The 17,425-nt window shown below is 66.9% G+C and carries 19 protein-coding genes; 6 read left to right on the top strand and 13 right to left on the bottom strand.

Translation table 11 applies throughout. The annotated features are described in order from the left end of the window. Positions 1-15: 15 nt before the first annotated feature. A complete protein-coding gene (locus PD284_RS04710; RefSeq protein ID WP_274627068.1) occupies positions 16-795 on the top strand; it encodes a succinate dehydrogenase iron-sulfur subunit in 780 nt (259 codons plus the stop codon). Here the strand turns inward: PD284_RS04710 and PD284_RS04705 are convergent. Next, positions 792-1,307 carry a hypothetical protein gene (locus PD284_RS04705; protein WP_274627067.1) on the bottom strand — a complete coding sequence of 172 codons (516 nt, stop codon included), beginning with the start codon at positions 1,305-1,307 and terminating at the stop codon, positions 792-794. The genes PD284_RS04710 and PD284_RS04705 overlap by 4 nt on opposite strands. A 138-nt stretch (positions 1,308-1,445) precedes the next feature. Between PD284_RS04705 and PD284_RS04700 the strand changes: the two genes are divergently transcribed. Continuing rightward, positions 1,446-2,090, top strand: a complete 645-nt coding sequence (locus PD284_RS04700; RefSeq protein ID WP_274627066.1) for a YceH family protein — start codon at positions 1,446-1,448, stop codon at positions 2,088-2,090. A gap of 40 nt (positions 2,091-2,130) precedes the next feature. Here PD284_RS04700 and PD284_RS04695 read toward each other — a convergent pair whose 3' ends face one another. Beyond that, complete coding sequence (locus PD284_RS04695) at positions 2,131-2,931, bottom strand: IclR family transcriptional regulator domain-containing protein (RefSeq protein ID WP_274627065.1); 801 nt, start codon at positions 2,929-2,931, stop codon at positions 2,131-2,133. Between the two features lie 63 nt (positions 2,932-2,994). Here PD284_RS04695 and PD284_RS04690 point away from each other — a divergent pair, with 63 nt between their 5' ends. The 3 genes from PD284_RS04690 to pcaF are packed head-to-tail and all read left to right on the top strand — an operon-like array spanning position 2,995 to position 5,854. Continuing rightward, positions 2,995-3,852 carry a CoA transferase subunit A gene (locus PD284_RS04690; protein ID WP_274627064.1) on the top strand — a complete coding sequence of 286 codons (858 nt, stop codon included), beginning with the start codon at positions 2,995-2,997 and terminating at the stop codon, positions 3,850-3,852. Further along, the gene (locus PD284_RS04685; protein WP_274627063.1) at positions 3,849-4,643 is read left to right on the top strand and encodes a CoA-transferase subunit beta; all 795 of its coding nucleotides are present in this window, start codon (positions 3,849-3,851) and stop codon (positions 4,641-4,643) included. The genes PD284_RS04690 and PD284_RS04685 overlap by 4 nt, the downstream gene beginning before the upstream one ends. Before the next feature lie 2 nt (positions 4,644-4,645). Next, positions 4,646-5,854, top strand: coding sequence for a 3-oxoadipyl-CoA thiolase (gene pcaF, locus PD284_RS04680; RefSeq protein WP_274627062.1), 1,209 nt, complete (start codon positions 4,646-4,648; stop codon positions 5,852-5,854). A gap of 170 nt (positions 5,855-6,024) precedes the next feature. On the opposite strand, the gene PD284_RS04675 is transcribed toward pcaF, so the two are convergent. From PD284_RS04675 to pcaC, 9 genes are all read right to left on the bottom strand, one after another. After that, on the bottom strand, positions 6,025-6,741 hold the full coding sequence (locus PD284_RS04675; RefSeq protein ID WP_274627061.1) for an ABC transporter ATP-binding protein: 717 nt from the start codon (positions 6,739-6,741) through the stop codon (positions 6,025-6,027). Further along, positions 6,722-7,486 carry an ABC transporter ATP-binding protein gene (locus PD284_RS04670; protein ID WP_274627060.1) on the bottom strand — a complete coding sequence of 255 codons (765 nt, stop codon included), beginning with the start codon at positions 7,484-7,486 and terminating at the stop codon, positions 6,722-6,724. The genes PD284_RS04675 and PD284_RS04670 overlap by 20 nt, the downstream gene beginning before the upstream one ends. Then, a complete protein-coding gene (locus tag PD284_RS04665; RefSeq protein WP_274627059.1) occupies positions 7,483-8,487 on the bottom strand; it encodes a branched-chain amino acid ABC transporter permease in 1,005 nt (334 codons plus the stop codon). The genes PD284_RS04670 and PD284_RS04665 overlap by 4 nt, the downstream gene beginning before the upstream one ends. After that, positions 8,487-9,350, bottom strand: a complete 864-nt coding sequence (locus PD284_RS04660; RefSeq protein WP_274627058.1) for a branched-chain amino acid ABC transporter permease — start codon at positions 9,348-9,350, stop codon at positions 8,487-8,489. The genes PD284_RS04665 and PD284_RS04660 overlap by 1 nt, the downstream gene beginning before the upstream one ends. Before the next feature lie 292 nt (positions 9,351-9,642). Beyond that, positions 9,643-10,815: an ABC transporter substrate-binding protein gene (locus PD284_RS04655; protein ID WP_274627057.1), complete on the bottom strand. Its 1,173-nt coding sequence runs from the start codon at positions 10,813-10,815 to the stop codon at positions 9,643-9,645. A gap of 117 nt (positions 10,816-10,932) precedes the next feature. Then, positions 10,933-11,997 (bottom strand): 3-carboxy-cis,cis-muconate cycloisomerase, encoded by a 1,065-nt coding sequence (locus tag PD284_RS04650; protein WP_274630540.1) that lies wholly within the window; start codon positions 11,995-11,997, stop codon positions 10,933-10,935. Between the two features lie 54 nt (positions 11,998-12,051). Then, entirely contained in the window at positions 12,052-12,666 is a 615-nt protein-coding gene (pcaG, locus tag PD284_RS04645) for a protocatechuate 3,4-dioxygenase subunit alpha (RefSeq protein ID WP_274627056.1), read from the bottom strand. Then, entirely contained in the window at positions 12,666-13,418 is a 753-nt protein-coding gene (pcaH, locus tag PD284_RS04640; protein WP_274627055.1) for a protocatechuate 3,4-dioxygenase subunit beta, read from the bottom strand. Before pcaH ends, pcaG begins: the two co-directional genes overlap by 1 nt. After that, positions 13,418-13,822, bottom strand: coding sequence for a 4-carboxymuconolactone decarboxylase (gene pcaC / locus PD284_RS04635; RefSeq protein WP_274627054.1), 405 nt, complete (start codon positions 13,820-13,822; stop codon positions 13,418-13,420). The genes pcaH and pcaC overlap by 1 nt, the downstream gene beginning before the upstream one ends. Before the next feature lie 157 nt (positions 13,823-13,979). On the opposite strand from pcaC, the gene pcaQ reads away from it, so the two are divergent. Further along, the gene (gene pcaQ / locus PD284_RS04630; RefSeq protein ID WP_411956176.1) at positions 13,980-14,897 is read left to right on the top strand and encodes a pca operon transcription factor PcaQ; all 918 of its coding nucleotides are present in this window, start codon (positions 13,980-13,982) and stop codon (positions 14,895-14,897) included. Here pcaQ and pobA read toward each other — a convergent pair. Further along, the gene (pobA, locus tag PD284_RS04625) at positions 14,891-16,063 is read right to left on the bottom strand and encodes a 4-hydroxybenzoate 3-monooxygenase (RefSeq protein WP_274627052.1); all 1,173 of its coding nucleotides are present in this window, start codon (positions 16,061-16,063) and stop codon (positions 14,891-14,893) included. The genes pcaQ and pobA overlap by 7 nt on opposite strands. 214 nt (positions 16,064-16,277) lie before the next feature. Then, entirely contained in the window at positions 16,278-17,378 is a 1,101-nt protein-coding gene (mtnA, locus tag PD284_RS04620; RefSeq protein ID WP_274627051.1) for an S-methyl-5-thioribose-1-phosphate isomerase, read from the bottom strand. Positions 17,379-17,425: the final 47 nt, after the last annotated feature.

Genomic DNA, 17,425 nt, shown 5'->3' with positions numbered 1-17,425 from the left:
GGCAGGGACGGAACCATGGTCGAACTCACCCTTCCCAAGAACTCGCAGATCCGCCCCGGCAAGACCTGGCCGAAGCCGGAAGGCGCGAAGAACCTGCGCGAGTACCGGATTTACCGCTGGTCGCCGGACGACGACGAGAACCCCCGCATCGACACCTACTTCGTCGATCTCGACGATTGCGGGCCGATGGTTCTCGACGCGCTGCTCTGGATCAAGAACAAGGTCGATCCGACGCTGACGCTGCGCCGCTCATGCCGCGAGGGCATCTGCGGCTCCTGCGCCATGAACATCGACGGCGCCAACACGCTGGCCTGCACCAAGGGCATGGACGACATTTCGGGGGCCGTAAAAGTCTACCCGCTGCCGCATATGCCGGTGGTGAAGGATCTCGTGCCCGACCTCACCGTGCCCTACGCGCAGCTCACCTCGATCGATCCCTACCTCAAGACCGTCTCCCCTGAGCCGGCCAAGGAATGGCTGCAGAGCCACGAGGACCGGCAGAAGCTCGATGGCCTCTACGAGTGCATCCTGTGCTTCTGCTGCCAGACGTCATGCCCGAGCTACTGGTGGAACGGCGACCGCTACCTCGGCCCCGCCGTTCTGCTGCAGGCCTATCGCTGGCTGATCGATTCCCGCGACGAAGCAAAGGGCGAGCGCCTCGACAATCTCGAGGACCCGTTCCGCCTCTATCGCTGCCACACCATCATGAACTGCGCGCAGACCTGCCCCAAGGGCCTCAACCCCGCCAAGGCGATCGCCGAGATCAAGAAGATGATGGTGGAGCGCAGGGTCTAGGGATTGCCCTGGGCCGCTGCGCGGCCGAACGCTCCGACCGGGTGGAACCGGCGCACCGCAAGGTAGCCGGTGACCACGAAGAAGAGCAGGACCAGCCCTTGCGCGACCGCGAGGGGCGGTTCCGATCCGTTCGGCGCCAGCGCGTTGAGGGCGGGAACCTTCAGGAACAGCTGTACCACCAGGACGAAGACGTTCAGGTAGAGCGACAGAACAGCGGTCACGACATAGATCGCGCGCCAGGGGCCCCGCATCCGGCGCGGATAGCGCGCCAGAAGCGCGACGATCATCACCAGCGTCGAGATGACGCCGACGCCGAGCGCAGGCGTGAAGACTGTGATGGGAAACAGGAACCCGGTGAGCGTGGTCACCAGCGTCGTGGCCAGGAAAATTGCGGTGAGCGTGCTCATCCTCTGTGACGTCAGCAGGCCGTAGAGGACGACCAGTCCGCTGACGATGCCGACAAGGCTGACGAGCACGTGGAATGTCTGAAGCGTGGAAACCCCGAAGAACATTGCACCCCTCCTGCAAGAGAAACGCCGCATCAGATCACATCTTCGCGAGCTGTCCAGTCTTCGCGTGGCGGCCGACGCCAGCGCCGGGCCTGACGCGACTTGCCCGCGCCGGTGTCTCTCGTGTAGTGCGTGCGGACCATGACCGATCAGCCTGACCTCCCCCTCCTCACCCCCATCGAAGCCCGCGTGCTCGGCTGTCTCGTCGAGAAGAAGGAGCTGACGCCGGACGTCTATCCGCTGACGCTCAATGGCGCACATGCGGCCGCCAATCAGAAGACGGCGCGCGATCCTGTGATGGCGCTGGAACTGGTGGATGTGCGGCGCGCGCTTTCGACGCTGGAGCAGAAGGGACTGGTGCGGCAGGCCTTCGCCTCGCGCGTCGAGCGCTACGAGCATCTGCTCGCGCAGCGCTTCTCGCTGACGCAGGCGCAGATCGCCCTGCTCGGCCTGATGATCCTGCGCGGCCCTCAGACGGCGCACGAACTGCTCGCCCGTGCGGAGCGCATGGCGAGGTTCTCCTCGATCGACGACGTTCGCAGCAATCTCGACCTGATGATCGGCCGCAGGCCGCCGCTGGTGCAGCTGATCGAGCGCGGGCCCGGCCAGCGCGAGGAGCGCTATGCGCACCTGCTTTCCGGCCCGGTGGAGGTGTCGAGCCAGCCGGCAGCCATCCGGCCGGCCGTCAGCGCCTATCCGGAGGATCTCGAGACGCGTGTCGCCGCCCTCGAGCAGCAGGTCGCATCGCTTGCCGAGCAGTTGAAGAGGCTGAGCGGCGACGCGTAGCCCGCCGGATCTTCCGGCACATTCGTTTCGCGTTCGCGGCCTAGCCGACAGCGAAGAATGCCTCGATGCGAACGGCTGCCGTCTGCAAATGCGGCAGGATTTCCGTTCGCATTTCGGCGACTGACAGGCGAGCCGACTGCGTCGACACGTTGATCGCCGCCTCTATCCTACCCTTCCTGTTGCGGATCGGCACGGCGATTGAGCGCAATCCGGGTTCCAGCTCCTCGTCGACGATCGCGTAGCCCTGTGTGCCGGCGCGGCGGATCGTATCTGCCAATGCGGTGCGGTTGGTGATCGTCTTTGCAGTGCGCTGCTCGATCTTTGCCGCTGCAAGGAAGCGTTCGAGTTCGGCATCGTCCAGGTCCGACAGCAGGACGCGGCCCATCGAGGTGCAGTAGGCCGGCAGGCGCGTGCCGACGCTGAGCGCGATGCTGACGATGTGCCGGCCCGGTACCCGGGCGACATAGACGACGTCCTCGCCCGCCAGCACCGCGGCCGAACAGGATTCGTTCAGCGCTTCCGACACCTCCCGCATGAAGGGTTCGGCATAGGTCCACAGCGATGCGCGGCCCAGCCAGCTGCGCGCCACCGAGATCAGCTTCGGCGTCAGCGTGAAGCGGCGGCCGTCCTGCTGCGCATACCCGCTCGCCGTCAGGGTGAGCAGGAAGCGGCGCGCGCCGGCGCGTGTCAGCCCCGTCTCCTCGGCCATCTCGGTCAGCGTCATCCCCTGCGGGTGTACGGCCAGGATCTCCATGACCGACAGGCCCTTGATGAGCGATCCCACGAGGTCGCGCGCCTGGTCCGGCGATGAATTGTCAGTTGACTCGATTTCTGTAGGCATGTACGCATGTATCGCATATAAAACATCTGTTCGCAATACGAACTTTTGAGAAGGAGCGCGGACATGGCGAAGTTCATGGCGCTGCAACAGGCGGTCGCCGAAAACCTGAACGACGGCGACACGGTCGCCTTCGAAGGCTTCACCCACCTGATACCGACCGCCGCCGCGCATGAGGCGATCCGCCAGGGGTTCAAGGACCTCACGCTGATCCGCATGACGCCGGACTTGGTCTACGACCAGATGGTCGGCATGGGCATGGTGCGAAAGCTGGTGTTTTCCTACGTCGGCAATCCCGGCGTCGGATTGCTCAGGCGAGCCCGCGACTCGATCGAAAACGGCTGGCCGCGGTCGGTCGAGGTGGAGGAGCACAGCCACGCAGGCATGGCGAACGCCTATGAGGCGGGGGCTGCGGGCCTGCCATGCGCGATCTTTCGCGGCTATCGCGGCGCCGGGCTGGCAGAGGTCAACCCGAACATCAAATGGGTCGAGTGCCCGTTCACGGGCGAAAAACTCGCCGCCGTGCCGTCGATCCGGCCCGACGTCACCTTCATCCATGCGCAGAAGGCCGACCGCAAGGGCAACGTGCTCATCGAGGGCATCATCGGCATCCAGAAGGAGGCCGTGCTCGCGGCGAAGCGCGCAGTGGTGACGGTGGAGGAGGTCGTCGACGATTTCGAGGGCCTGCATCCCAACCTGACGATCCTGCCTGCCTGGACGATCAAGGCGATCGCGGTGGTGCCCGGCGGCTCGCATCCCTCCTACACCCACGGCTACTATGCGCGCGACAACGCCGCCTATCTGGAATGGGACGAGATCGCGGCGGACCGCGACCGTTTCCAGGCGTGGATGCAGGCCAATGTGATGGAGAAGAGCGCCGACGATTTTGCCGCGCGCGTTGCGCATCTGAGGAGCGCCAAATGAGCCAGCCAGTCGATTTCACCCCGAGCGAGATGATGACGATTGCGGCCTCGCGCGCGCTCCGTGGCGACGATGTATGCTTCGTCGGCATCGGCGCCCCTTCGGCTGCCTGCAACGTCGCACGGCTGACCCATGCACCTGATATATGCTTGATATATGAAAGCGGAACCATAGGAACCAAGCCCGACGTGCTGCCTCTGTCGATCGGCGACGGCGAATTGTGCGAGACCGCGGTGACGACGGTGTCGGTGCCGGAGATGTTCCGCTACTGGCTGCAGGGCGGGCGCATCACCATCGGTTTCCTGGGGGCGGCGCAGATCGACAGGTTCGGGAATATCAACACCACTGTCATCGGCGATTATGCCCATCCAAAGACCCGCCTTCCCGGCGGCGGCGGCGCACCCGAGATCGCGACCTCGGCACAGCAGATATATGTGACCATGGCGCAGTCGAAGCGCGGCATGGTCGACAAGATCGACTTCTACACCTCGTTCGGCCACGGCGACGGCGGCGACCATCGCCAGCGACTGGGGATCGAAACGGCGGGACCGACGCTGCTCATCACCGACCTCGCGATCTGGAAGCCCGATCCGGTAACCAGGGAATTCACCGTCGTCTCGCTGCATCCGGGCGTCAGCCGTGACAAGGTGCAGGAGACGTGCGGCTGGACCGTGAAGTTCGCCGACCATCTTGAGGAAACGCCGGCGCCCACGGCGCTGGAGCTGAAGACACTGCGTGACCTGCAGGCCCGCACCAAGTCGGCGCATGCCGGCACTCCGAACAAGGCAGCATAGGCATGACCGAAGCATTCATCTGCGATTATGTGCGCACGCCAATCGGCCGCTTCGGCGGATCCCTGTCAAGCGTGCGCCCTGACGATCTTGCGGCCGTCCCGCTGAAGGCGCTGATGGAGCGCAACGCGTCGGTCGACTGGGCCGCCGTCGACGACCTGATCTTCGGCTGCGCCAACCAGGCAGGCGAGGACAACCGCAATGTCGGACGCATGGCGCTGCTGCTGGCGGGCCTGCCCACCGAGGTGCCCGGCACGACGATCAACCGGCTCTGCGGCTCGGGCATGGATGCGGTGATCGCCGCCGCCCGCGCCATCAAGGCGGGCGAGGCCGAGTTGATGCTGGCGGGCGGCGTCGAGTCCATGAGCCGCGCGCCCTTCGTCATGCCGAAGGCCGACACGGCTTTCTCGCGTCACGCGGAGATCCACGACACCACCATCGGCTGGCGCTTCGTCAATCCGCTGATGAAGGCCCAGTACGGCATCGACTCCATGCCGGAGACCGGCGAGAACGTCGCCGAGGAGTTTTCGGTCAGCCGCGAGGATCAGGATGCCTTTGCAGTCCGCAGCCAGGAGAAGGCCGTCGCGGCGCAGGCCAACGGCCGGCTGGCAAAAGAAATCGCTTCCGTAACGATCCGTCAGCGCAAAGGCGACGCGATCGTCGTGGAGAAGGACGAGCACCCGCGCGCCGGCACGACGCTGGAAGCGCTGGCAAAGCTGGGCACGCCTTTCAAGAAGGTCGGCGGTACGGTGACCGCGGGCAATGCGTCGGGCGTCAATGACGGTGCGGCCGCCCTCATCGTCGCTTCCGAGGCAGCGGCGCGCAAGCACGGCCTGACCCCGATCGCGCGCATCCTCGGCGGCGCGACTGCCGGCGTGCCGCCGCGCATCATGGGCATCGGCCCGGCGCCGGCCACCCGGAAGCTGTGCGCCAGGCTCGGGCTTAAGCCGACGGACTTCGACGTCGTCGAACTGAACGAAGCTTTCGCCTCGCAGGGCATCGCGGTGCTGCGCGAACTCGGCATCGCGGAGGACGCGGCGCACGTCAACCCGAACGGCGGAGCCATTGCGCTCGGCCATCCGCTCGGCATGTCAGGCGCGCGCATCACCGGGACGGCCGCGCTGGAGCTGCGGGAGCGCGGCCTTAAGCTGGCGCTCGCCACCATGTGCATCGGCGTCGGCCAAGGCATCGCGGTGGCGTTGGAGAGGGTTTGAGTTTCCCCCTCCCCCTTGAGGGGAGGGTGAACAATCGCCAAAGGCGATTGGACGGGTGTGGTCACCGCGGCCACACGCCGGCGCTGGGAAAGGTCGAGCACTGCCGCGATCACCCCACCCGGCCGCTTCGCGACCACCCTCCCCTCAAGGGGGAGGGGTGCACCGCGCCCTCAATGCAGCCCGCCGACCCCCAGCAGCCGCTCCACCGCTGCGTGATCTGCCTCCAGTTCGGCCGGCTTGCCCGACCAGGCGATGCGTCCGCGCTCCAGCACGATCACGTGGTCCGCGAAATCCAGCGCGCTCTGGATGCGCTGTTCGACCAGCACGAGTGTCATTTCCCCGGTGGCGGCAAGCCGGGAGAACGCCGCCATCAGTTCCTCGCAGATCACCGGCGCCAGCCCCTCCAGCGGTTCGTCGAGCAGAAGCACCGATGGCCTTCCTAGGATCGAGCGCGCGGTCGACAGCATCTGCTGTTCGCCGCCGGAGAGCTGTGACCCGAGATTGGCGCGACGCTCCGCCAGCCGGGGGAACATGGCGTATGCTTCCTCGATCGCGCCCTTCGGTCTTCCCTTGAGTCCGACGAACAGGTTCTCCTCGACCGTCAGGGTGGGGAAGACCCAGCGCGCCTGCGGCACGTAACCAAGCCCCTTCAAGGCGCGCGCCGCCGTGCCCAGCCGTGTGAAATCCTCGTCGCCGAGACGGATCGACCCTTCGAGGCGGCGCGTCAGGCCGGCCAAAGTCGCCAGGAGCGTCGTCTTGCCCATGCCGTTGCGGCCGAGCACGGCAAGCCGCGACCCGGCGGGCGCCGCGAAGGACACGCCGTCGAGCACGCGCGTCGGCCCGTAGCCGGCGACGAGATCGGTCACCTCAAGCTGCGCGGCCGGCACCGGCGTAACTCCCCAAATAGGCTTCGCGCACGCGCTGGTCGCGCGTCACGTCATGCGGCAGGCCGTCGAAGATGACGGCGCCCGCCGCAAGCACGACGACGCGCCTCGCGAAGCGGAAGACGAGGTCCATGTCGTGGTCGATCATCAGCACGGCCAGGTCGGGCGGCAGGCCCGCAAGGGCAGCCTCGATCCGCGCGGTGTCGCTCTGCGGGACGCCTGCCGCCGGCTCGTCGAGCAGCAGCACCTTCGGCCGCAGCGCCAGCGCGAGCGCGATTTCGAGCAGGCGCTGCTGGCCGTAGGCGATCTCGCGCACCTTCCGGTGCGCCTGCGCCTCCAGCCCGAGCGTCGCCAGGAGCGCGTTCGCCTCCTGCATGACCTCGGGCATTGCCCGGAAATCACCGAACATGCGTCCCGCACGGCCTTCCCGCTGCAGGATCGCCAGGGCGACATGCTCGGCCGGGCTCATGTCGTGGAACAGCCGCGTGACCTGGAAGGACCGTACCAGGCCGCGCTTGACGCGTGCCGCCTGGCCGACCTTCGTAACGGTCTCGCCGCCGAGGAGGACCTCGCCCGAATCGGGCCTCAGGGTTCCGGTGACGATGTTGACGAAGGTGGTCTTGCCGGCGCCGTTTGGGCCAATCAGGGCCACCCGGTCGCCGGGCGAGAGCGACAGGCTCACGTCGCGGGTCACCGCCAGCCCGCCGAAGGCCTTGTTCAGCTTGCGGACCTCGAAGATCGGGCTCATCCGCGGGCCTCCTTGCGGCGCGAGATGAGTTCGGCGGCCGTGCCGTAGAGGCCCTTGGGAGCGAAGAGCACGACCAGGATCAACAGCGCGCCGACCAAAGTCAGCCAGTGGAAAGGATTCGCTGCCGAAACGAAATCCTCGAACAGCATGAAGATGACGGTGCCGGCGAGCGCGCCGTAGAGGGAGCCGGTTCCGCCCAGGACAAGCATCACGAGTGCCTCGGCCGAGAGGGTGAAGGACAGGCTGTCCAGCCCGACGACCTGCGTCGAGATCGCGCTGAGCGCCCCGCCAGCTCCGGCCACAGCCCCCGAGATGACGTACATCTTCATCAGCGCCGCGTGCGGCGACGCCCCGATCGCGCGCACCCGGAGCGCGTCTTCCCGGATGCCGCGGCACAGCATGCCGAACGGCGACCGCACAAGGATGCGCAGCAGCACGAAGACGAGCACCAGCAGCGCGATGCCGTACCAATAGGCGGTGCGGCCCCATAGGTCGAAGGCGAACATGCCGAGCAGCGGATCGGGCGTGATCCCGGCAAGGCCGTCGCTGCCGCCCGTCCACGACGTGGTCTTGTTGGCGAGTTCATGGAAGAGGTGGATCAGGGCGATCGACAGCACCAGCTGCGGAAGCCCGTGGGCGCGCAGGATGACGACGCCGCTGACCAGGCCCGCCACGGCGCCGCCGACGATGCCGGCGAGCGTCATCAGCAGCGGGTCGGTGATGCCGAAATGGGCCGCGCCTATTCCGGCGGCATAGGCACCCGCGCCGAAGAGGGCGGCGTGCCCGAGCGTCGCGACGCCGCAATAGCCGGTCACCAGGTCGAGCGAGAGGACCAGCAGCGCGATGGCCACGATGCGCGTCAGCAGCGCGAGGTTGTTGGGGAACAGGAAGTAGCCCGCCACGGCAAGGGCCAGGATCAGGGCGAGGCCGATGACGCCGCCGCGCAGCCCGCCCGCGCGGGCGGAGGCGGCGAGACGATCCTCTTCGGAAGCCACTGCCATCAGCCGGCCCTCCCGGCGAGGCCGCGCGGGAACACCCAGACGATTGCGATCACGGCGAGATAGAAGAAGAACTCGCCGAACTCGGGCATCAGGTAGCGTCCGGCCGTATCGATGCCGCCGAGCAGCAGGCATGCGACGAGCGCGCCGGGAATGGAGCCGGCCCCGCCGACCGAGACGACGACCAGGAACGTCACCATGTAGCGGAGCGCATAATACGGCTCGACCGGCAGCAGCTCGGCCCCGATGACGCCGCCGAACGCGGCGAGGCCGACGGCTGCGGCGAAGCTTACTGCATAGACGATCTCGGTGCGCACGCCGAGCGCCGCCGCCATGGCGGCGTTGTCGACCGAAGCCCTGAGCTTCACGCCGAAGGCCGTCCGCTCGATCGCGTACCAAAGCACCGCCGCAACGCCGAGTCCGCACAGGATGGCGAAGACCCGGTGCGCGCCGATCGATCGGAAGCCGAGGTCGACGGAGCCCCGCAGCTCCTGCGGCAGCGGAATGGTTTTCAGCGTCGGGCCGAAGACATAGTTGGCGATGCCGATAACGCAGAAGGTGATGCCGATGGTCATCAGCACCTGCGTCAATTCAGGCGCGCCGTAGATGCGGCGGTAGAGGAAGCGCTCGATAGGTATCGCGATGGCAATGGTGCCGAAGACGGCGAGCAGGACCGCGACGGCATAGCCGAGGCCCAGCGACTGGGCCGCATAGGATGCGATGTAGCCGCCGATCATGGCGAACGCGCCATGGGCCAGATTGACGACGCGCATCAGGCCCATCGTGACCGACAGGCCGATGGAGATAACGAACAGCACCATCCCGTAGGCAAGCGCATCGACCGCGACGCTCAAGATGGTTTGCATGGTTCGGGCTGCCTAGGATCCGGACTGGTACTCTACGCGCTGTGAGCGGGAAGTGAAGCGCTGGAGGTCATTGAAGCGGGCCTGTCCGGTCTCTCTCCTCCGTCGTGCGACCTGGAGCGCGGTCTCGCAATTGCCTTGCCGGCTCTGCGCGGCCAGGTTGCTCCTGGCTCACGCAGCCGGCATGCGCCCCCCACTGGGCAACTGAAACCAATCCCTGGGCGGAACGGGCTTTGCGTTCGCGCGTGCTGGCCGGTGCTGCGGATGCAGTCCCCGGCCTGTCAGCCGCGCCTGCCTACTTGGCAGCCGCCAGTCCAGGATCTCCCTGCTTCTCGAAGGTCCGGATCTCCTTGTTGTAGTAGGTGCCGTCCTCGGCCTTGGCGACCTCCCGCAGGTAGACGTTCTCGACGATGTGCCGGGTCTCCGGATCGATCGACACGGGGCCGCGTGGGCTCGTCCAGGCGAGGCCCTTGACGGCATCGACCGCCTTCTGCGCGTCCTGCGCGCCGCCGGTCGCCTCGATCATCTTGTAGATCACGTGCATGCCGTCGAACGCGCCGACCGACGGGAACGACAGTTCGGCGGGGTTGCCGATCGCCTTCTGGGCCGCCTCGACGAAGGCCTTATTCTCGGGCGAGTCGTGCGACACGGCATAGTGGAAGGTCGTCTGTAGGCCGACCGCGCTGTCGCCCAACGCCGGCAGGTCGGATTCCTGCGTCAGGTCACCCGTCGCGAAGAACTTGATCCCGGCGTCCTTCAGCCCGTTCTCGTTGTAGGCCTTGACGAAGCCGAGCGTCGGCGGGCCCGAAGGCAGGAACGCGAACACGCCCTCCGCGCCGGAATCCTTGATGCGCTGCATGATCGGGGCGAAGTCGTTGGTCGACATCGGCATGCGGATCGATTCGACGATCGCGCCGCCGGCCTTCTCGAAGCCCGCTTTGAACGCGGCCTCGGCGTCGTGGCCGGGCGCGTAGTCGCTGACAACGGTGATGATCTTCTTGGCTCCGCCCTCGAAAGCCACCTGGGCCATCGGCGAGGCGTTCTGCCAGATGGTGAAGGAGGTGCGCACGACGAACGGGCTCTTGGTCACGATGGCGGACGTCGCCGCGTTCATCACCACCATGGGCACGTTGGCCTGCTCGAGCAGCGGCGCGGCCGCCATCGCGTCAGGGGTGAAATAGAAGCCGGCGAGATACTGCACGCCTTCCTTGACGACCAGCTCCTGCGCGAGCGCCTTCGACTGCGCCGGGTCGGCCGCAGGGATGTCGCGGTAGATGATCTCGACGGTGTCGTCGCCCACCGTTGCGCCGTGCATCGCCATGTAGGCGTCGATGCCCGCCTTGAAGTTCTTGCCCTGCAGGGCGAACGGTCCCGAAAACGGTCCGATCACCCCGACCTTCACCGTGTCGGCCTGGGCAGCGGCGCTGAGCGCCAGGGCCGCGCATGCGGCCAGCAGCAGACGTTTCATGTTACCTCCCTTGGCCGCGTCGCTTCCTCCCCAGGAAAACCACAGCCGGTTGCGAACCTTGCCATACCGTTCGGTAATGCAAAAATGAAATCCGGGGGCGTTTGCATAATCCCGGGATTATGCATCATCGCTCTTTCCAAGGCGTCGGATGCTGCCCGCGAGCTCGACGCCGTGGCGCAGCGCCGCCGCCGTCGCGCAGACCATCTGCGGCAGCACCATCCATTCCAGCATCCATGCCGCGCCCGAGCGCTCCTGCTCGTGAACGAGCGCATGGTGCATGGCCGACGACTGGGTCGCATTGAAGCGCGCCAGCGCGGCCAGCGTCTCGGCGGCAACCGGGTTCTGCTTGTGCGGCATGGCCGACGAGCCGCCGCCGCCGGCAAGCGCGATCTCGCTGCCGCCCTGCGCCAACAGGGCGACATCCTGCCCGAACTTGCCGAGGCCGCCCGTGATCATCGACAGCACGTTCGCAAGATCCACCAGGCGCGCACGCTGGCTATGCCATTGCGGCGCGTCGGCAAGCCCGAGCCTTTCCGCCAGCCCGGCGCGGACGGCCGCCGCCTTGTCGCCGAGTTTTTCGAGTGTTCCGGCAGCACCGCCGAACTGGATGGCGGCGCGGTCGGCGATCCACGCCGCGAGCCGTTCCGCCTCGTCGACGAGCGGCTCGCGCCACGCGCGTATGCGATCGGCCGCCGAGATCGGGATGGCAGGCTGCATGCGGGTGTGTCCGGTCAGCACATTGGCGCCGAAGCGCGTCTCGACCTGCTGCAGCACGGCGAGAAGGATCGACAGCCGGTTCCGGAGAATGTTGAGGACGGGAACGAGCCGCAGCATCAGGCCGGTGTCGATGACGTCCTGGCTGGTGGCGCCGAAATGGACATGCTGCGCGGCCTCGCCGCCGACCGCCCGGCGCAGCTGCCGGACGAACTCCGGCACGGTCACGCCGTCGACGGACGTGGCGCGCCGCATTGCGTCCATGTCGGGGGAGAAGGCGGCGGCCGCAGCGCTGATCGCCTCGGCTGCCGACTTGGGGATGATGCCGCATGCCGCCTCCGCCTCGGCGAGCGCCACCTCGAAGGCAAGCATGGAGCTGATCTCGGCCTCGGCCGCAAAATATCCCGCGATCTCCTCGTCACCAAGGAGGCCGCCGAGCAGCAGGTGGTCGAAGGCGGAGAACGTCACTGCCGCGACCCGTCCCATGGAGATCGCTCGCCAGATGCCATCCACGCCCTCCCGTCACATGTCGAGGAACACCGTTTCCCCGTCGCCTTGCAGGCGGATGTCGAAGCTATAGACCGAACCCTGGCGCGATGCGATCAACGTTTTGGCACGCTCGGGCGGTTCGATGCGAGCGAGCAAGGGATCCTCGGCATTAGCCGATGCTTCGTCGGCAAAGTAGATGCGGGTCTGCAGCCCGAGATTGATGCCGCGCGCGACGATCCAGACCGAGATGTGGGGCGCCATCAGCGTGCCGTCGGAGTGGTGGACGCGCCCGGGCTTGACGGTGTCGAAGGCGAAGACGCCGGTCTCCGGGTCCGTCGCGGAGCGCCCCCAGCCGGCGAAATGGGGATCGGCAGTTCCTCGCGTCTCAACCGGGCTCGGGTAGAAGCCGTTCGCATCCGCCTGCCATATCTCCACGACCGCGTCGGTCACGGTCTGATCGCCGCCGTCGATCACCCTGCCGCGCACCGTGATGCGTTCGCCAACCGTTTCGGCGTCGACAAGCGAAGCTCCGAGGTCCACGGGATAGATACCCGGGATACCGCAGGAATTGGGCATCAGCCCGATATGCACGTAGGGCCCAGCCGTCTGGGAGGCAGTCTCGTGCAACCGCTCGGGACGGTCCGTCATCAGTTGCCCTCCAGCCGGTTCTCGAACAGCGTGGAGCCGCGGCCGCGCAGCACGATGTCGAACCTGTAGGCACGCGCGTCGAAGGGGACCGTGTTGTCCATGTCGAGCAGCGCGACGAGACGCTCGATGGCCGACTTGTCGGGAATGCTGGCGACGATCGGGCAGCGCCAGATCAGCGGGTCGCCCTCGAAGTACATCTGGGTGATCAGGCGCTGGGCGAACCCATGACCGAACACCGAGAAATGGATGTGTGCCGGACGCCAGTCGTTCGGGCCGTTCGGCCAGGGGTACGGGCCGGGCTTGATGGTGCGGAAGGTGTAGCTTCCGTCCTCGGCGGTGATGACGCGCCCGCATCCGCCGAAGTTCGGGTCGAGCGGCGCGAGGTAGCCCTCGCGCTTGTGACGATAGCGGCCCCCGGCATTGGCCTGCCACACCTCCAGCAGCGCGCTCGGCACCGGTCGTCCGTCCTCGTCGAGCACCCGGCCATGAACGATGATGCGCTCGCCGATGGTCGATTCGCCGGGGCGGGCGAAGTTGCGGGTAAGGTCGCCGTCGAGGTCACCGAGGATGGAGTGGCCGAACACCGGACCGGTCATCTCTGAGAGGGTGCCGCCGAGCGACAGCAACGGCTGCCGTGGGGAGCGCAGCATCGTGCTGCGATAGCCGGGCGTCAGCGCCGGCGGATGGACGCTCCTGTCGCGCGGCAGGAAGACGCCTGGCTGCTCGTCCCTGTCGGATGCGCCGGCCGTCATCACGCAGCCTTCCCCGCATCGAGCGTCTCGAACACCTGCTTGGCGATGCGGATCGCCCGATTGGCCGCCGGCACGCCGGCGTAGATCGCCACATGCAGCATCGCTTCGCCGACGTCTTCGCGTGTGGCGCCGGTGTTCGCCGTCGCGCGCACGTGCATCGCCACCTCCTCGTCGTGGCCAAGTGCGGCGAGCAGGGCGATCGTGACGATCGAACGCTCCCGCTTGCTCCAGTTCGGCCGCGACCACACGCTGCCCCACGCCGCTTCGGTGATGAGTTCCTGGAAGGGGCCGTCGAATGAGGTCGACGCCGACTGCGCCCTGTCGACATGCTCGTCGCCCAGCACCATGCGGCGCGTCACCATGCCTTGCCGGTAGAGCTGGGACCGGGGGGGGTCCTCGGACATGGGGCAACTCCTCGATGGCTCAGCGGCGCGTGGCCGTCTTGATCGGCCGCGCGGCCGGGGCGACCAATGACGCCGACAACGAGCATGGGACGTTGAATTGGTTAAGTAAAATGATATTTCTGGGCGTTTCATTAACTTCGGGGTTATGCGATTGGGCATGGATACGCGGATCAAGTTTCGCCATCTGCAGACCTTCGTCGAGGTGGCGCGCCAGAAGAGCGTGATGAAGGCGGCCGACATACTGCATGTCAGCCAGCCCGCCGTCACCAAGACCATCCGCGAACTCGAGGAGGTGCTCGGCGTGAATGTCGTCGAGCGCGACGGCCGCGGCATCCGGGTCACGCGCTATGGCGAGGTGTTCCTGCGCCATGCCGGTGCCGCGCTGACGGCCCTTCGGCAGGGTATCGATTCCGTCTCGGCGGAGCGCTTTGGCGCAGCACCCCCGATCCGCATCGGCGCGCTGCCGACAGTGTCGACGCGCATCATGCCGCGTGCGATGTCGCTCTTCCTCGCAGAGGGCACCGGAAGCCGCGTCAAGATCGTCACCGGCGAGAATGCCGTGCTGCTCGAGCAACTGCGCGTCGGCGATCTCGACCTGGTGGTCGGGCGCCTCGCGGCGGCGGACCAGATGGCGGGCTTCTCGTTCGAGCATCTCTATTCGGAGGAGGTGCGCTTCGTCGTGCGTGCGGGGCATCCTTTGCTCAGGCCGGAGCGCTCCCTGTTTGCGGAGCTCGAACAGCACGTCGTGCTGATGCCGACGCGCGGCTCGATCATCCGGCCCTTCGTGGAGAGACTGCTGATCGCCAACGGCGTCGCCAGCCTTCCCAACCAGATCGAGACGGTATCCGATGCGTTCGGGCGTGCCTTCGTGCGCAGCAGCGATGCCGTCTGGATCATCTCGCTCGGCGTCGTCGCCGACGATATCGCCGAGGGCGTACTTGCCACGCTGCCGATTGACACCAGCGAGACGAAGGGGCCGGTGGGGCTGACCATGCGCACCGACGCACCGCTGTCGCTGCCCATGGACCTCCTCGTGCAGACGATCCGCGAGGCGGCCAAGGGCGTCGCTCAGTAGGGCAGGCCGACGTAGTTCTCTGCCAGCACCGTCGCCGCTGCCCGCGAATGGGTCAGGTAGTCGAGTTCCGCTTCCTGCACCTTCTGGTCGAAGGCGCTTGTCTGGGGGAAGCGGTGCAGCATGGTGGTCATCCACCAGGAGAAGCGAACGGCCTTCCAGACGCGCGCCAGCGCCCGCTCGGAATAGGCATCCAGTCCCGCATCGGAGCGGTCGCGATAATGGTCGCGCAGGCCCTCGAAGAGATAGTGGACGTCGCTGGCAGCGAGGTTAAGCCCCTTTGCGCCGGTCGGCGGTACGATGTGCGCGGCGTCGCCGACGAGGAACAGCCGGCCGAAACGCATCGGTTCGGCCACGAAGGAGCGAAGCGGCGCGATGGACTTCTCGAACGAAGGTCCCGTGACGACCGCTTCGGCATGATGCGCCGGGAGGCGGCGGCGCAGCTCGTCCCAAAAGCGGGCATCGTTCCACGCCGCCACGCTCTCGCCCTCCCGGACCTGGATGTAATAGCGGCTCCGCGTCGGCGAGCGCATCGAGCAGAGCGCGAAGCCGCGCGGATGGTTGGCGTAGATCAGTTCGTGATGGACCGGCGGCACCTCCGCCAAGAGCCCCAGCCAACCGAAGGGATAGATCTTCTCGTAGGTCCGGATCGCCTCATCTGGCACGGCCTGCCGGCTGGCCCCGTGGAAGCCGTCGCATCCGGCGATGTAGTCGCAGTCGATGCGCTGCGTGACGCCGTCCTTCTCGAAGGTGACGAATGGCGCGCTGGTGTCGAAGTCGTGGGGCTCGACCTTGTCCGCCGCGTAGATGCTGAGCGCACCGGACGCCTCGCGCGCGTCCATGAGGTCGTGCGTCACCTCGGTCTGGCCGTAGACAGTCACGTGCTTGCCGCCGGTCAGGTCCGCTAGGTCGATGCGATGGTCGCGCCCGTCGAAGGCGAGTGAGAAGCCGCCATGGATCAGGGCTTCGGCATGGAGGCGTCGGCCCGCTCCGGCGTCGTTGATGACGCCGACCGTGCCAGTCTCCAGCACGCCTGCGCGAACACGGTCGAGGATGTGCTGCTGGCTCGCGCGATCCAGGATGACGCTGTCGATCCCCGCGCCGGACAGCAACTGTCCAAGCAGGAGGCCGGACGGGCCGGAGCCGATGATCGCGACCTGCGTGCGCATTCCCGAAGACCTCTTCCCGCTCACTCACCGTGAACGGATCGATACCGGGGTCGAAATCCGTCAGGCAGGCGAGCCCATCCGTCGCCTCAGCCGGCGACGATGACCTCCACGCCATCCTGGAACACGCGTTCGGTTAAGTAAAATGACGTTTGCGCCCCTCTACTTAACCCGCAGGTGATGAATGGCCGCGGGGAGCCGAGCCGTCGGTACGGACTCAGCGACCTGCGCGTTCCGGAAACAGCTTCAGCAGACCTTCGGGCGATGCCTCGCAGACGCCGCGCTCGGTGATCAGGCCGGTGACCAGCCGTGCCGGTGTCACGTCAAATGCCGGATTGGCCGCTCCGGTGTTCTCGGGCGAAATGCGCACGGTCACGGTCTTGCCGTCGGGCCCACGCCCCTGGACGAGGCTGACCTCGTCGGCCGAGCGCTCCTCGATCGGTATCTCGCTGACTCCGTCGCGGACCGTCCAGTCGATGGTCGGCGAGGGCAGGCCGACATAGAAGGGCACGCCGTTGTCGTGGGCGGCGAGCGCCTTCAGGTAGGTGCCGATCTTGTTGCAGACGTCGCCGTCGGCGGTGGTGCGGTCGGTGCCGACGATGACCATGTCGACCATGCCGCGTTGCATGAGGTGGCCGCCGGCGTTGTCCACGACCAGCGTATGCGGCACGCCGTCGCCGCCGAGCTCCCAGGCGGTGAGCTGCGCGCCCTGGTTGCGCGGGCGCGTCTCGTCGACATAGACGTGGACCGGGATGCCGGCTTCCTTGGCCAGGTAGATCGGGGCGGTTGCGGTGCCGTAGTCGACCGTCGCCAGCCAGCCGGCATTGCAGTGGGTAAGGATGTTCACCGGTTCGCCCGGCTTCTTCCTGGCCGCGATCTTCTTGATGATCTCCAGCCCGCTCCTGCCTATCGAGCGGTTGATCTCGACGTCCTCGTCGGCGATCTCGGCCACTCTCCTGTAGGCCGCCGCGACGCGCTCGCCCGCGGGCAGCGGACGCAGGACCTTGCGCATGTCGTCGAGCGCCCAGCGCAGGTTGATGGCAGTCGGGCGCGTCTCGTGCAACTGCTGCCAGACGCGGTCGAGCGCGGCATCCGACGGATCGACCGTCATCTGGATCGCCACGCCATAGGCAGCCGTCGCGCCGATAAGCGGCGCGCCGCGCACCCACATGTCGCGAATGGCCGTGGCGACCTGATCGACGGTGCCGAGCGTCTCGATGCGAAATTCGTGCGGCAGCCACCGCTGGTCGATGATGTCGACGGATTTTCCGTCGTCGTTCAGCCAGATGGTCCTGTAGTGCTTGTCGCCGACATGCATGGCCGTTCTTCCCTGAATTCGTTCGCCGAGCCGTAGGTTCGTATTTA

Origin of the sequence: Mesorhizobium shangrilense (assembly GCF_028826155.1) — a bacterium.
Classification (GTDB): domain Bacteria; phylum Pseudomonadota; class Alphaproteobacteria; order Rhizobiales; family Rhizobiaceae; genus Arvimicrobium; species Arvimicrobium flavum.
Note: the sequence above shows the minus strand (reverse complement) of the source record. Positions and strands in the feature narration are given on the sequence as shown.

What these genes read in the sequence shown, in the direction of transcription:
- PD284_RS04710 (WP_274627068.1), top strand. Translation starts at nt 16, where the DNA reads ATGGTCGAACTCACCCTTCCCAAGAACTCGCAGATCCGCCCCGGCAAG.
- PD284_RS04705 (WP_274627067.1), bottom strand. Translation starts at nt 1,307, where the DNA reads ATGTTCTTCGGGGTTTCCACGCTTCAGACATTCCACGTGCTCGTCAGC.
- PD284_RS04700 (WP_274627066.1), top strand. Translation starts at nt 1,446, where the DNA reads ATGACCGATCAGCCTGACCTCCCCCTCCTCACCCCCATCGAAGCCCGC.
- PD284_RS04695 (WP_274627065.1), bottom strand. Translation starts at nt 2,931, where the DNA reads ATGCCTACAGAAATCGAGTCAACTGACAATTCATCGCCGGACCAGGCG.
- PD284_RS04690 (WP_274627064.1), top strand. Translation starts at nt 2,995, where the DNA reads ATGGCGAAGTTCATGGCGCTGCAACAGGCGGTCGCCGAAAACCTGAAC.
- PD284_RS04685 (WP_274627063.1), top strand. Translation starts at nt 3,849, where the DNA reads ATGAGCCAGCCAGTCGATTTCACCCCGAGCGAGATGATGACGATTGCG.
- pcaF (WP_274627062.1), top strand. Translation starts at nt 4,646, where the DNA reads ATGACCGAAGCATTCATCTGCGATTATGTGCGCACGCCAATCGGCCGC.
- PD284_RS04670 (WP_274627060.1), bottom strand. Translation starts at nt 7,486, where the DNA reads ATGAGCCCGATCTTCGAGGTCCGCAAGCTGAACAAGGCCTTCGGCGGG.
- PD284_RS04665 (WP_274627059.1), bottom strand. Translation starts at nt 8,487, where the DNA reads ATGGCAGTGGCTTCCGAAGAGGATCGTCTCGCCGCCTCCGCCCGCGCG.
- PD284_RS04660 (WP_274627058.1), bottom strand. Translation starts at nt 9,350, where the DNA reads ATGCAAACCATCTTGAGCGTCGCGGTCGATGCGCTTGCCTACGGGATG.
- PD284_RS04655 (WP_274627057.1), bottom strand. Translation starts at nt 10,815, where the DNA reads ATGAAACGTCTGCTGCTGGCCGCATGCGCGGCCCTGGCGCTCAGCGCC.
- pcaG (WP_274627056.1), bottom strand. Translation starts at nt 12,666, where the DNA reads ATGACGGACCGTCCCGAGCGGTTGCACGAGACTGCCTCCCAGACGGCT.
- pcaH (WP_274627055.1), bottom strand. Translation starts at nt 13,418, where the DNA reads ATGACGGCCGGCGCATCCGACAGGGACGAGCAGCCAGGCGTCTTCCTG.
- pcaC (WP_274627054.1), bottom strand. Translation starts at nt 13,822, where the DNA reads ATGTCCGAGGACCCCCCCCGGTCCCAGCTCTACCGGCAAGGCATGGTG.
- pcaQ (WP_411956176.1), top strand. Translation starts at nt 13,980, where the DNA reads ATGGATACGCGGATCAAGTTTCGCCATCTGCAGACCTTCGTCGAGGTG.
- pobA (WP_274627052.1), bottom strand. Translation starts at nt 16,063, where the DNA reads ATGCGCACGCAGGTCGCGATCATCGGCTCCGGCCCGTCCGGCCTCCTG.
- mtnA (WP_274627051.1), bottom strand. Translation starts at nt 17,378, where the DNA reads ATGCATGTCGGCGACAAGCACTACAGGACCATCTGGCTGAACGACGAC.